This window comes from Streptomyces sp. NPDC014676 (assembly GCF_043084105.1).
GTDB lineage: Bacteria > Actinomycetota > Actinomycetes > Streptomycetales > Streptomycetaceae > Streptomyces.
The window spans coordinates 439,814-452,242 of sequence record NZ_JBIBZI010000006.1 but is presented as its reverse complement, the minus strand read 5'-3'; the positions used below and the strand labels follow the sequence as shown (position 1 = coordinate 452,242).

The 12,429-nt window shown below is 73.9% G+C and carries 13 protein-coding genes; 8 read left to right on the top strand and 5 right to left on the bottom strand.

The genetic code is table 11. The annotated features are described in order from the left end of the window. Positions 1-41: 41 nt before the first annotated feature. The 3 genes from ACF1DX_RS20215 to ACF1DX_RS20205 all read left to right on the top strand — a co-directional run bounded on the left by ACF1DX_RS20215 (position 42) and on the right by ACF1DX_RS20205 (position 3,911). Positions 42-1,145 carry a phosphotransferase gene (locus tag ACF1DX_RS20215; protein ID WP_391792527.1) on the top strand — a complete coding sequence of 368 codons (1,104 nt, stop codon included), beginning with the start codon at positions 42-44 and terminating at the stop codon, positions 1,143-1,145. A gap of 71 nt (positions 1,146-1,216) precedes the next feature. Further along, the gene (locus ACF1DX_RS20210; protein WP_391792526.1) at positions 1,217-1,843 is read left to right on the top strand and encodes a TetR family transcriptional regulator; all 627 of its coding nucleotides are present in this window, start codon (positions 1,217-1,219) and stop codon (positions 1,841-1,843) included. Between the two features lie 40 nt (positions 1,844-1,883). After that, positions 1,884-3,911, top strand: a complete 2,028-nt coding sequence (locus ACF1DX_RS20205; RefSeq protein WP_391792525.1) for a HelD family protein — start codon at positions 1,884-1,886, stop codon at positions 3,909-3,911. Between the two features lie 7 nt (positions 3,912-3,918). Here ACF1DX_RS20205 and ACF1DX_RS20200 read toward each other — a convergent pair whose 3' ends face one another. After that, positions 3,919-4,806, bottom strand: a complete 888-nt coding sequence (locus ACF1DX_RS20200; RefSeq protein ID WP_391792524.1) for an NAD(P)-dependent oxidoreductase — start codon at positions 4,804-4,806, stop codon at positions 3,919-3,921. Between the two features lie 50 nt (positions 4,807-4,856). Between ACF1DX_RS20200 and ACF1DX_RS20195 the strand changes: the two genes are divergently transcribed. Continuing rightward, positions 4,857-5,201, top strand: a complete 345-nt coding sequence (locus ACF1DX_RS20195; RefSeq protein WP_030864236.1) for a helix-turn-helix domain-containing protein — start codon at positions 4,857-4,859, stop codon at positions 5,199-5,201. Positions 5,202-5,375: 174 nt separating this feature from the next. After that, positions 5,376-6,599 carry an aminotransferase class V-fold PLP-dependent enzyme gene (locus tag ACF1DX_RS20190; RefSeq protein WP_391792523.1) on the top strand — a complete coding sequence of 408 codons (1,224 nt, stop codon included), beginning with the start codon at positions 5,376-5,378 and terminating at the stop codon, positions 6,597-6,599. 10 nt (positions 6,600-6,609) lie between these two features. On the opposite strand, the gene ACF1DX_RS20185 is transcribed toward ACF1DX_RS20190, so the two are convergent. The 3 genes from ACF1DX_RS20185 to ACF1DX_RS20175 form a co-directional block, all read right to left on the bottom strand. Then, positions 6,610-7,209, bottom strand: coding sequence for a DinB family protein (locus ACF1DX_RS20185; RefSeq protein WP_391792522.1), 600 nt, complete (start codon positions 7,207-7,209; stop codon positions 6,610-6,612). 110 nt (positions 7,210-7,319) lie between these two features. Further along, positions 7,320-7,952, bottom strand: a complete 633-nt coding sequence (locus tag ACF1DX_RS20180; protein ID WP_391792593.1) for a glyoxalase — start codon at positions 7,950-7,952, stop codon at positions 7,320-7,322. A gap of 590 nt (positions 7,953-8,542) precedes the next feature. Next, entirely contained in the window at positions 8,543-9,067 is a 525-nt protein-coding gene (locus tag ACF1DX_RS20175) for an ATP-binding protein (protein WP_391792521.1), read from the bottom strand. Between the two features lie 121 nt (positions 9,068-9,188). Between ACF1DX_RS20175 and ACF1DX_RS20170 the strand changes: the two genes are divergently transcribed. From ACF1DX_RS20170 to ACF1DX_RS20160, 3 genes are all read left to right on the top strand, one after another. Beyond that, a complete protein-coding gene (locus ACF1DX_RS20170) occupies positions 9,189-9,647 on the top strand; it encodes a helix-turn-helix domain-containing protein (RefSeq protein WP_391792520.1) in 459 nt (152 codons plus the stop codon). Between the two features lie 78 nt (positions 9,648-9,725). Next, on the top strand, positions 9,726-10,343 hold the full coding sequence (locus ACF1DX_RS20165; RefSeq protein ID WP_391792519.1) for a hypothetical protein: 618 nt from the start codon (positions 9,726-9,728) through the stop codon (positions 10,341-10,343). A gap of 128 nt (positions 10,344-10,471) precedes the next feature. Next, positions 10,472-10,804 carry a DUF2516 family protein gene (locus tag ACF1DX_RS20160; protein WP_079194921.1) on the top strand — a complete coding sequence of 111 codons (333 nt, stop codon included), beginning with the start codon at positions 10,472-10,474 and terminating at the stop codon, positions 10,802-10,804. 205 nt (positions 10,805-11,009) lie between these two features. Here the strand turns inward: ACF1DX_RS20160 and ACF1DX_RS20155 are convergent, their stop codons facing one another. After that, entirely contained in the window at positions 11,010-12,374 is a 1,365-nt protein-coding gene (locus ACF1DX_RS20155) for a SpoIIE family protein phosphatase (RefSeq protein WP_391792518.1), read from the bottom strand. Positions 12,375-12,429: the final 55 nt, after the last annotated feature.

Below are 12,429 nucleotides of genomic sequence, written 5' to 3'. Positions count from 1 at the left end.
CTGTAACCCGCGGAAGGGTCCAGCACGCGAGAAACGGGCCCATGTCACCCGAAACACCTTCCCCTGCCCGGCGGCACGCGATCGAGGCGTGCGGGAATCCGGGCGCGGTCGAGGGACCGCTCCAGGGCTATCACCACGAGACCTATGTGTTTCCCCTGGGCGACGAGGCGGGGGCGCCCTCGACGACACGATGGAAGTGCCGGGAGCCGCGCGCCGGTCTGCTCTGGTTCGACCGGCGGTGTTTCGACTCGGAGGAGCAGCTCCTGACCGCGCTGAGCGGCCGGATCAGCAGCATCCCGCAGGTCACGGAATTCGGCGGCCTGCGCCTGCAGCGGTTCATCGAGGGCCGGACGCTGGGCGCGCTGCGGAGGTCCGGTCTCCCGGTTCCCGGCCCGCTGCTCCGACAGGTCGTCGGTCTCTTCCGCGAGCTGGCCGGGGTGAGGCCGGAGACGCTCGTGGTCAAGCGGCGCTGTGAAGCCAGGGACCGCCCCCGGGACGGTGACACCAACGGGTTCCTCGACCGGCTCGTCTCCTTCACGGAGGAGAACGTCTACCTGTCGAACCTCGACGAGTTCGCGGCGCTCTTCGGCGAACTCGGCGTGGACGCCGGCGTGTTCGACAGCCTCAGGGAGCACGTGTCGGGCCTGGCGGAGCGGCCTTTCTGCCTCCTCCACGCCGATCTCCACCGCGAGAACCTCATCGTCGGCTCCGGGCAGCGGCTCTGGACCATCGACTGGGAGCTCGCGATGGTCGGCGACCCGCTCTACGACCTGGCCACCCACCTGTATCTCATGCGGTATCCGGAGTGGCAGGCCCGCAGGCTCACCCGGCACTGGGTGAGCACCGTCGAAGACGTCCGCCCCGGCAGCTCGGAGGGCTGGCAGCGCGATCTGGGGCTGCTGATGGACTTCAAGAAGGCCCAGTCCGTGTTCACCGACGTCATCCGCGCGGCCCTGGCACCGGACCCCGGACAGGGCACCGGCCGGCGCCGGCCGGAAGACGCGGGAAGGAAGCTGCGCCGCGTCCTGATCGGTGCCGCCGTCCCGCTGGGCCTCGCCTCCGTGCCGGCCCCGGACCGTATCGCGGACGCCCTCGTGCGCTGGCGCGCGGAGCACGGGAAGGCCGTGGACGTCCTCCCGGGCTGACCCGGGCACGCCTCGTCACACGGCCGAGCGGCCCGCCGCCGTCCCGGAGGCCGTGTGCGTAGGCTCGCCGCATGAGTGAGATCGGCCTGCGGGAGCGCAAGAAACGGCGGATGTACCGGACCGTGTCGGACACCGCCATCCGGCTCTTCCTGGAGCGCGGCTTCGACGCCGTGTCCGTCGCCGAGGTGGCGGCCGCGGCCGAGATCTCCAAGCCGACGCTCTTCCGGTACTTCCCGGCGAAGGAGGACCTCGTCCTGTACCGGATCGCCGATCACGAGGGCGAGGCCGCCCGGGTGGCCGCGCAGGGGCCGGAGCCGGTCGAGGCGCTGCGGCGGCACTTCCTGGACGGGCTCCGGCGGTGCGATCCGGTCACCGGGCTCAACGACGATCCCGAGGTACTGGCCTTCCACGCACTGCTGTACGGCACACCGGCGCTGGTCGCGCGGTTGTACGGGCATCTGGAGCGGGCCGAGGACGCGCTGGCCGGGGCGCTCGGCGGCGGGCTCGACGCACGGCTGGCGGCGGGGCAGATCATCGCCGTACGGCGGATCCTCGCGCAGGAGAACTGGCGGCGGATCGCGGCGGGGGAGCGGATCGACGACGTACGGAGGGACGCGGTGGCGGCGGCCGGGCGGGCGTTCGAGGTGCTGGCGGAGACGCTGCCGCGCTTGAAGGGCCGCATGGAAGATACTCGGTAAAAAATGTTACTCGGTTGCCTTATTCGGTACGCTCGGTGGAATGACACCACCCGAGACCGCCCTCGACCGGGAACGCGCACACCACGACCGCTGCCGCACCGCCCTCGCCGCCATGGCCGACGACGCCGACGAACAGGTCGTCACCGGTGAGGACGTCTCCGCCTCCGGAGCCGACGCCGAGGTCCTCGGACGCCGGTTGCGCAGTCACGCCAAGGAGCTGCGGGAACTGCCCCCGGGGCCGCTGTTCTTCGGGCGGCTGGACTTCTCGCGGAACGGCACCGGCCACGCGGGGCAGAGCTACCACGTCGGACGGCTGCGGATCACCGAACACCCCGCCGCCCCGCCCCTCGTCATCGACTGGCGGGCACCCGTCTCCCGCGCCTTCTACCAGGCCACCGCCCGCGACCCGCAGGGCGTCGCCGTACGCCGGCGGTTCGGCTGGGCGCCCGGCAGCCGGGGCGACTCCGCCGACCTGACCGGCCTGGAGGACGAACACCTGGAGCGGGGAGAGGAGCGGGTCAGCGGCATCGTCACCCGGGAGATCGAACGGCCCCGCGTCGGCCCCATGCGGGACATCGCGGCCACCATCCAGCCCGAGCAGGACGACCTCGTCCGCGGGGACCTGGGCCTGACCGTGTGCGTGCAGGGCGCCCCCGGCACCGGCAAGACTGCCGTCGGCCTGCACCGGGCGGCGTACCTGCTCTACACCCACCCGCAGCGCATCCGGCGCGGCGGACTGCTCGTCCTCGGCCCCAACCGCACCTTCCTCTCCTACATCTCCGAGGTCCTGCCCGCCCTCGGCGAGACCGGCGTACGGCAGTCGACCCTCGCCGAGGAGATCGCCCGGCACCCGGTCACCGGCACCGACGACGAGCGCGCCGCCGTCGTCAAACACGACGCCCGGATGGCCGAGGTGCTGCGCCGGGCCCTGTACGCGCGGGTGCGCACCGACCGGGCCGACTCCCTCGCCGTGCCCGACGGTTCGTACCGCTGGCGGATCGGGCCGGAGGAGCTGACGCGGATCGTGACGGACGTACGGGCCGAGGAACCGCCGTACGGCGTCGGGCGGGAGCGGGTGCGGGCCCGGATCGTGCGGGCCGTGCGGGAGCGGGCCGAACGGCGCAGCGGTCCGCGCGCCGCCGCCTGGGTGCGCCGGATCGAGCGGTCGCGGCCGGTGTCGGCGTACGTCGACACCGTGTGGCCGCGTGCGCGGGCGGAGGAGGTGGTGGCGGGACTGCTGGGTGATCCCGAGGCGCTGGCCGTCGCCGCCGAGGGGGTGCTGGACGCCGAGGAGCAGAAGGCCGTGCTGTGGGCGAAGGCGCCGCGGTCGTGGAAGTCGGCGCGCTGGTCGGCCGCGGACCTGGTGCTGCTCGACGAGGCCGCCGGGCTGGTCGAGCACCCCGAGGGGTACGGGCACGTCGTGGTCGACGAGGCCCAGGACCTCTCCCCGATGGAGTGCCGGGCCATCGCCCGCCGGGCCGCCTTCGGCTCGCTCACCGTGCTGGGCGACCTCGCGCAGGGGACGACCCCCTGGGCGGCCCGCTCGTGGCCGGCGGTGCTGCGGCACCTGGGGAAGCCGGACGCGGCCGTGGTCCCGCTGACCACCGGCTTCCGGGTGCCGCGGGCGGTGGTCACGCTCGCCAACCGGCTCCTGGAACGGCTGGACGTCGACGTCCCGGCGGCCCGCTCCCTGCGCGGCGACGGCGAGTTGCGCACCCGGCGGGTCGCCGCGCCGGGTGAGGTGCCGGACGCGGTCGTGGCCGCCGTACGGGACGCGCTGGAGCGGGAGGGCTCCGTCGGCGTCGTGGCGGCGGACGCGGACGTGCCCCGGCTGCGGCGGGCGCTGGCCGGGGCGGGGGTGGAGGCGTCGGGTCCGGAGGCGCTGGGCGCACGCGTGGCCGTGGTGCCGGCGAGTGTCGTCAAGGGCCTGGAGTACGACCATGTGGTGGCCGTCGAACCCGCGGCGATCGCGGAGGCGGAGGAGCGGGGGCTGCACCGGCTGTACGTGGTGCTGACCCGGGCGGTGTCCCGGCTGGAGGTGGTGCGGGCGCGGGAACTGCCCTTCTGACCCGCCGTCAGCGGCCGGCGATCACCTCGGCGACCCGGGTGAAGCCGTCCCCGCCGTGTCCCCGTGCGATGACCCGGCGGGCCTGGCCCTCGATCACCCGCATCACGCTCGCGTCGATGCCGTGCGCCTCGGAGGCGTGCACGATGTGGGCCATGGTCGACACGGCCGAGGTGATCGGGTTCAGCTCGCCCGAGTACGTGCCGGCGTCGGTGTCGGCCGCGAACTCGGTGAACAGCGGGGGCAGGATCGCGGCGATCCCCTGGGCGAAGGGGGCGAGCTCCGTCGCGGTGACGCCCTCCGCGCGGGCCACGGCGAGGGCGTGCGTGTAGCCGGCCATCGCCGTCCAGAAGACGTCGAGCAGCGCGATGTCGTACGCCGCCGCCCGGCCGGTCTCCTCCCCGAGGTGGGTGTGGCTGCCGCCGAGCGCCGCCAGGACGGGCCGGTGCTCCCGGTACAGCTCCTCGGGGCCGCTGTGCAGGAAGACCGCGTCGTCCGTGCCGATGGTCGGGGCCGGGGTCATGATCGCCCCGTCCAGGTAGCGGATGCCGTGCCGGCCGGCCCACTCGGCCGTGTCCCGGGCGCGGCCGGGGGTGTCGGCGCTCAGGTTCACCACCGTACGGCCCTTGAGGGCGGCGGTGACGGCGTCCTGGCGCAGTACGGCGTCCGAGGCGTCGTAGTTCACCACGCAGACGACGGTGAGCGGGGCGGCGGCGACCGCCTCCTCGGGCGACGGCGCCGCGACCGCGCCCCGGTCGGTCAGCCCGGCGTCCCGGCCGGGCGTGCGGTTCCAGACGGTGGTGCGCACCCCCGCGTCCAGGAACGCGCCGGCCAGCGCGCGGCCCATCGGGCCGAGCCCGAGGACGGTGACGGAGGGCCGGACGGTGTGTTCAGACATGAAGGAACTCCCTTAGTATTCATCGCAATTACTGAAGAAAGGGGCACGGCATGGTGCACCGGCGCCACGATCCGGACGTCTGCGGGGTGACCGCCGCGATCGCCGTGATCGAGGGCAAGTGGAAGACCACGCTGCTGTGGCTGCTGGAGTCCGGCCCGCACCGGCCGGCCGCACTGCGCCGGAAGGTGCCGGGCCTCACCGAGAAGGTGCTGACCCAGGCGCTGCGCGAGATGGAGGCGGACGGGCTGGTGCACCGGGAGGTGCACGACGTGCTGCCGCCGAAGACGGTCTACTCCCTGACCGCGTTCGGCCGTGAGCTCGCCGAGGCGCTGGCCCCGCTGTCCGACTGGGGGCACCGCCGGCTGGAGGGGCTGGCCGAGGCCCCTGCCTCCTGACCGCCGGCCGTTTCCGCTCCCTTCCTGTCCGGCGCCCCGCAACCAGGTTCGCCGCACGCCGCCGCGCTGCCAAGTACGCACAAAAAAGTGCGTATGCCCGCCGCCGGGACACCTCGTGGCGCCGCGTTAGGATCCGGTGTTCCTCACGGCGGGGAGCCGACGGAGGGGAGTCAGGTGAACGAGACCGAGGCCACCACCGCACCCCGGCCCCTGCTGCTGGCCGACGGCCGGCCGGCGGCGCGGGCCTGGTCGCTGGATCCCGCCCTGCGCCATCTCAACCACGGTTCGTTCGGCGCCGTACCGCTGGCCGCCCAGGAACGGCAGCGGGAGTTGCGGGCGCGGATGGAGAGCGCCCCGGTGGTGTGGTTCTCCGGGCTGCCGGAGCGGCTCGCGGCGGTCCGGGCCGAGCTCGCCGCCTTCCTCGGCGCGGACCCCGGCGACCTCGCCCTGGTGCCGAACGCGAGCGCCGGCGCGAGTGTCGTGTACGCGAACCTGGAGCGCCGGGGCGGCGGGGAGATCGTCGTCACCGACCACGGCTACGGCGCCGTGACGATGGGCGCCGAACGGCTGGCCCGCCGCTGGGGCGGCCGGGTGCGCACCGCCCGGGTGCCGCTGGACGCCGGTGAGGAGCGGGCGTGCGAGGCGGTGATGGCCGAGGTGGGCGAGGCGACCGGGCTCGTCGTCATCGACCAGGTCACCTCGGCGACCGCCCGCCGGCTGCCGGTGGAGCGGATCGGCGCGGAGTTGCGGCGGCGCGGGGTCCCGCTGCTCGTGGACGGCGCGCACGCGCCCGGGCTGATCGCCGCCCCGCTCGACGGGTGGGACGGCGACTTCTGGACGGGCAACCTGCACAAATGGGGCTGCGCCCCGCGCGGCACCGCGGCCCTGGTGGCGCGCGGTCCGCTGCGGGACGGGCTGTACCCGCTGATCGATTCGTGGGGCGCCGCCGACCCGTACCCCGACCGCTTCGACCACCAGGGCACCCTCGACGCCACCGGCCCGCTGGCGGCCCCGGCCGCCCTCGACTTCGTCGGCCGTACCTGGGGCTGGCCCGCCGCCCGCCGGTACATGGACGAGCTGGCCGGTTACGGCGCACGGGTCGTGGGTGCCGCGCTCACCGAGCTGACCGGCGCGGACGCGTCCGTCGACGTCGGCATGCCCGTGCCCGGCATGCGGCTGGTGCGGCTGCCCGACGGGCTCGCCGGCAGCCGCCTCGCGGCCGACGCGCTGCGCGACCGGGCCCCCGCGGAGCTGGGCGTCGAGGCGGCGTTCACCAGCTTCGGCGGAGTCGGCTACCTGAGGCTTTCCGCGCACGTCCACAACACGGCCGAGGACTACGAGTACTTCGCCGAGAAATGCGTCCCCGTCCTCGGCGAGTGGGCCCGCGCGGCACGGTGAGGGGCGCTGGTCAGGCCCCGTGGCCGGCCTCCCGGGCCACGCGCTCCAGACGGCCCCGGTAGGCCTCCCACCAGGCCGGGTCGTCCGACGGCAGGCTGGTGCCGGTCGCGCTCTCCCCCACGGCGCCGTCCAGGAGTTCGCGGAGGATGTCGGCGTGGCCGGCGTGCCGGTGGGTGTCGGCGATCACCCGGACCACGGCGTGGTGCAGCGTCAGTCCGTCCCTGCCGTCCGGCCACCACGGCACCCTGCCGGCCGTGTCCAGCGGCAGTGCCTCGATCGTCGCGTCCGCGTGCGCCCACGCCCGGCGGTACAGGCCGGTGATGTCCTCGCGCGACTCCTCGGCGGTGGCCCACATGTCCCCGTTGGTCTCCGCCGCGTCCGCGAGCCAGGGCAGCGGCTCGCCGGACGGGCGGCCGAAGGTGTCACCGAGATAGCCCAGTTCCACACCGGCCGCGTGCTTCACCAGGCCCAGGAGGTTGGTGCCGGTCGGTGTCATCGGGCGGCGGACGTCGTACTCGGAGAGACCCTCGAGCTTCCACAGCAGGGCGTCGCGGGCTTCCTGGAGATAGCGGCGGAGATCGGACACGGCGGTATCGGCTGTGGCGGTCATACGGGGCAGTCTGCCGTACGCGGCCCACCGGACCGGCGGCCTCCGCGCCCGAGGGCGCGCCCGGGCGTCCCGTTCCTCCCCGGTACACGGCACACGGCGTGCGGCGTGCGTCAGGAGGCGAGGGCGGCCGGTGACGCGGCCTGCCAGGCGAACCCGTCCGGGTCCGTGAAGGCACCCGCACCGCCGCCGATCACCAGCCGGTGCGATCCGCTCCCCTCCGCGGAGACGCCGAGGTCCTTGGCGAGGGCACGGCGCCGGTACAGCGCCAGCTTGACGGGACTCGACTCCCCGCCGGCGAACTCGACGTACGTACGGCCGAAGCCCTTCGCCACGGTGAGGCCCCGCTCGACGTAGAACCGCTTGCTCGCGGCCACGTCCGCGACGCCGAGCAGCAGCACGATCTCGTCGATCCGCCGGGTCGCGGGGCCGCGGTCCTTCTTCGCCGAGGTCGCGACCTTCCAGATCGTCCCGTCCGGGTCCTGGACGACGCCGCCGTACCCCCAGAGCGACTTCGCGGCCGGCTTCAGCGGTACGGCACCGGCCTCCACGGCGGTGCCGATGAGGCTGTCGACGTCACCCGGCTGGGACACCGTGAGCCCCAGGGTGAACCCGCGGAACCCGCTCGTGGCCTCCTGAGAGGCGCGCAGCCCTATCCGCGAGTCCAGCCCGAAGGCGGCGGACTGGAACCGGCGTGCGGCCGCGGTGTCGGCCACGTCGAGCGTCACACTGTCGATGAATGTCATGCCCTCCACGCTAGGAGCCCTCCGCCTCCGGAGGCTTCTCGATTCCTGACCGGTCTTCCCCGGCCCCGGCTCCGGCGCGGCCGTCCGGCCGGCGGTGCCGGGGCGATGACGCCGCCGGGCCGGTGCAGACAGGTGCAGGTCCAGGCCCACCGCGTAGCCGACGATGCTGTCCTCGTGACCGTGCTGGAAGCGTTTGATCACGCGCTGGACGGGCCAGATGACGGAGCCGTCGGGGAGGCGGAGCCTGAGGTCCACCTCGCTGTGCGGGTCCTCGTCGTCGGCTTCCCAGGCCCCGCCGGTGCTGCGCCGGACCGTCTCACCCAGGTAGGCGCCGAGGGCGAACAGACGTGCCCCCGGGTCCGTCGCGAGGAGGCCGTCGGCCACCGCGATCCCGTGGTCGCTGTGCTCGGCCATGAAGCGCTCGACGTCCCGCAGGCTCGTGGGCGTGAAGTCCGCCCGGTACCCGGAGCTGTTGAGCGCGCGGGCGATCCAGGTGGCGCTGGTGTGTACGTCGTCCAGGAGGTTCCGTGTGTCGGCGGCGGTCGCAGTCATGTCCGGGATCCTCGCCGATGCCACTGACAACGGGCGGCTCAGCCCTTGACGGCCTCCGCGATCCGCAGAGCGGCCTCGGCGGGCGTGAGGTGCGTGGTGTCGACGACCTCGGCCTCGCGGTGCAGCCAGGTGCGGGCCGCCTCGGCGTAGGGCTCCAGGTGGCTGAGACGGAAGGGGGAGTCCGGGCCGAGGACCGTGTCCCCCGCGATGCGCCCGCGGAGGGTGTCCTGGTCGGCGTGGAGGACGAAGTGGCGTACCGGGACGGCATGGCGCGCGAGGCCCGCGCTGATCTCGCGCCAGTACTCCTCGACCAGGACCGTCATGGGCATCACCAGGGTGCCGCCGGTGTAGTCGAGTACGTGGCGGGCGGTCTCGACCACGAGCGGCCGCCACGGCGGCCAGTGCTGGAAGTTGCCCGTCCAGGGCAGCCCCGGCGTGATGTCCATGAGTGTCTCGCCGACCTTCTCGGCGTCGAACACCCGTGAGTCCGGGAGCAGCCGCTGCACGAGGGCGCCGGTCGTCGTCTTGCCCACGCCATGAGTGCCGTTGATCCATACGATCATGGGCCCCACGCCAGTGCCCCGTCCGGTACGGCTTCGGGGTTTTTCAGGGACCGCCTGTGCCGTGGCGCACTCTTGCAAGCAGGTGCTTGCAATAGTTAGCGAGGTGGGGCACGGTGGGGGTATGGCATCGCTCAACGTCGGCAATCTCGGTGAGTACCTGCGCGAGCAGCGGCGCAGTGCGCAGTTGTCGCTGCGGCAGCTCGCCGACGCCGCCGGGGTGTCCAATCCGTATCTCAGCCAGATCGAGCGCGGGCTGCGCAAGCCGAGCGCGGAGGTGCTGCAGCAGGTCGCCAAGGCGCTGCGGATCTCCGCCGAGACGCTGTACGTCCGGGCCGGCATCCTCGACGCCGAGCGGGACCGGTCCGAGGTCGAGACGCGGGCCGCCGTCCTCGCCGATCCCACGCTGACCGGGCGTCAGAAGCAGGTGCTGCTCCAGATCTACGAGTCGTTCCGCAAGGAGAACGGGTTTGGGAGCGCCGAGGACGGTGAGGCGACGCCCGGGGAATCCGAGGCCGTCGACGCCCCCGCGGGCGGCACGGCCGGCGACAGCGACAGCGGTCCGCGGCGGACGGCCGGCTGAGCCGGACCAGGGCACCGGCCGCCCGCCGCGGACCACATGAAACCCTCAGCCGAAAAAGAATCCGGGAGGACCACCACCATGGCCATCACCGACGACCTGCGCAAGACCTTCAGCGACCCGACCCCGCTCTACTTCGCCGCCGGCACCGCCGACCTCGCGTTGCAGCAGGCCAAGAAGGTGCCGGCCCTGGTGGAGCAGTTGCGCGCCGAGGCCCCGGCCCGTATCGAGGCCGTGCGCAACACCGACCCCAAGGCCGTCCAGGAGCGGGCGACCGTCCGGGTCCGGGAGACCCAGGAGAACCTCCAGAGCAAGGTCGGCGAGCTCTTCGGCTCGCTCGACACCGACCTGAAGAAGCTCGGTGAGAACGCCCAGGACCTCGCGCTGCGCGGGGTCGGCATCGCCGCCGAGTACGCCGTCAAGGCCCGGGAGGCCTACGAGAAGGTCGCCGAGCACGGCGAGCAGGCCGTGAGGACCTGGCGCGGCGAAGCCGCCGAGGGCATCGAGGACATCGCCGTCGCCGTCGAGCCGTCGGCGGCCGAGCCGAAGACCGCGTCCGGGCCGGAGCCGGTCGAGCCGGTCGAGGTCAAGGACGACACGCCCGCCGCCGAGTCCGCCGCGGTGAAGAAGCCCGCCGCCGCCAAGAAGGCCCCGGTGCGCAGGACCACGGCGAAGAAGACGACTCCGCCCGCGAAGTAGACGGGACGGAACCGGACGGGCCGGGCACTCTCGCGGTGCCCGGCCCGTTGTCCGGATAGCCGGCCGGTGGTTGCGGGTACGGTGACGGCGTAGAGGACGAGCCGAGTCTGGTGGTGGACGTTGTGCTGATGCAGGGCTTCGCGGGGTTCATGTGGCTGCTGAGCATGGCCCTGATCGTGTTCAGCGGCTTCGCGCTGATCGACGCCGCCACGCGCCGTGAGGACGCCTACCGCGCGGCCGACAAGAAGACCAAGCCGTTCTGGCTGATCATCCTCGCCCTCGCCTTCGTGGTGAACCTGATCTTCAACATCCTGTCGTTCCTGCCGATCATCGGACTGATCGCGACCATCGTGTACATGGTCGACGTCCGCCCCGCCCTCCGCGGCCTCTCCGGCGGCGGACGCTCCCGCAGGGGCTCCAGCAGCGACGGCCCCTACGGGCCGTACAACGGCGGTCGCTGATCCGGAGAAGGGCCCCGTGCCCTGGGAGGGGCGCGGGACCGTAGCGACGCGCGGCCACCGGCGCACGGGTGCGACCGGCCACGACGCGCGGCCATCGGCGCACGGGTGCGGCCCGCTACGACGCGCGGTCACCGCCGCACGGGCGTGACCGGCCGCGACGGACCGGCGTCCGCCCTGCGGCCCACCCCGGACGGCGGTCCTCCGCTCACCCCGCCCGGTCCAGCAGCAGCACCGCCACGTCGTCCGTCAGCTCGCCCCCGTTGAGGTCCCGGACCTCGTTGACGGCGGTCCGCAGCAGCTCCTCCCCGCGCAGCCCCTCGGAGAGCTGGCGGCGGATCATCTCCACCATGCCGTCCTGGCCGAGCCGCTCCCCGGTGTCGCCGACCTTGCCCTCGATCAGGCCGTCGGTGTAGAGCATCAGGCTCCACTCGGCGCCCAGCTCCACCTGCATCCGCGGCCAGCGGGCACCCGGCAGCAGACCGAGCGCCGGACCGTTGTTGTCGTACGGCAGCAGGCGCGCGGGGTGGCCGGGGCGGGCGAGCAGCGGTGACGGGTGGCCGGCCAGGCACAGGCCCGCCCGGCGGCCGTCCGGCGCGATGTCCACCGTGCACAGGGTCGCGAAGATCTCGTCGTCCGGCCGCTCGTGCTCCAGCACCTGCTGCAGCGTGCCCAGCAACTGGTCCCCGCACAGTCCCGCCAGGGTCAGCGCGCGCCAGGCGATGCGCAGCTCCACACCGAGCGCGGCCTCGTCCGGGCCGTGCCCGCAGACGTCGCCGATCATGGCGTGCACGGTGCCGTCCGGGGTGCGGACGACGTCGTAGAAGTCCCCGCCGAGCAGGGCGCGGGAGCGGCCGGGGCGGTAGCGGGCGGCGAACCGCAGCGGGGAGCCGTCCAGCAGCGGGGTGGGCAGCAGGCCGCGTTCCAGCCGGCGGTTCTCCTGGGCGCGTACGCGGCCCTCGGCCAGCCGCCGCTCGGCGGAGTCGGACCGCTTGCGCTCCACCGCGTACCGGATCGCCCGGCTCAGCAGCCGGCCGTCCAGCTCGTCGCGGACGAGGTAGTCCTGGGCGCCCACCCGCACGGCCTCGGCGCCGCGCTCGGTGTCGTCGGCGCCGGTGAGCGCGAGGACGGCGTGCCGGGGCGCGAGCTCCAGGACGTGCTTGAGCACGGCGAGCTCGTCGGCGTCGTCCGCCCGGCCGGGCGCGGGCAGCGCGAGGTCCAGCAGGATGCAGTGGACGTCGTCGGTCAGCAGCCGCTCGGCCTCGGTGAGGTTGCGGGCGGTGCGGACACGGACCGGCTTGCCGGACTGGTCGAGCAGTCCCGGCACGATCGGCGATCCGCCGGGGTCGTCCTCGATCAGCAGCAGGGTGAGGTGGGTGGGGGCGGCCGTCTCGGCCCGGTCCGGCACGGTGCCGGGCCGGGCCGCGGTGTGCTCGGACGGGGCCGCCGCGCGCGGGGCCGTCACCCTGGCCTCCGGGGAGTCCTGGGCGGGGCCGCCGTTCGGTGCGGCGGTCGGCGCCTGGCCACCTTCCGCGGCCGGGATCGCTCTCTGCCGCGGTACGGGTGCGGGCATTGTTGCGGGTTCCTTCCCTCCCCCCGAGGGCACGGTGGGGGCTTCGGCCGTAGGC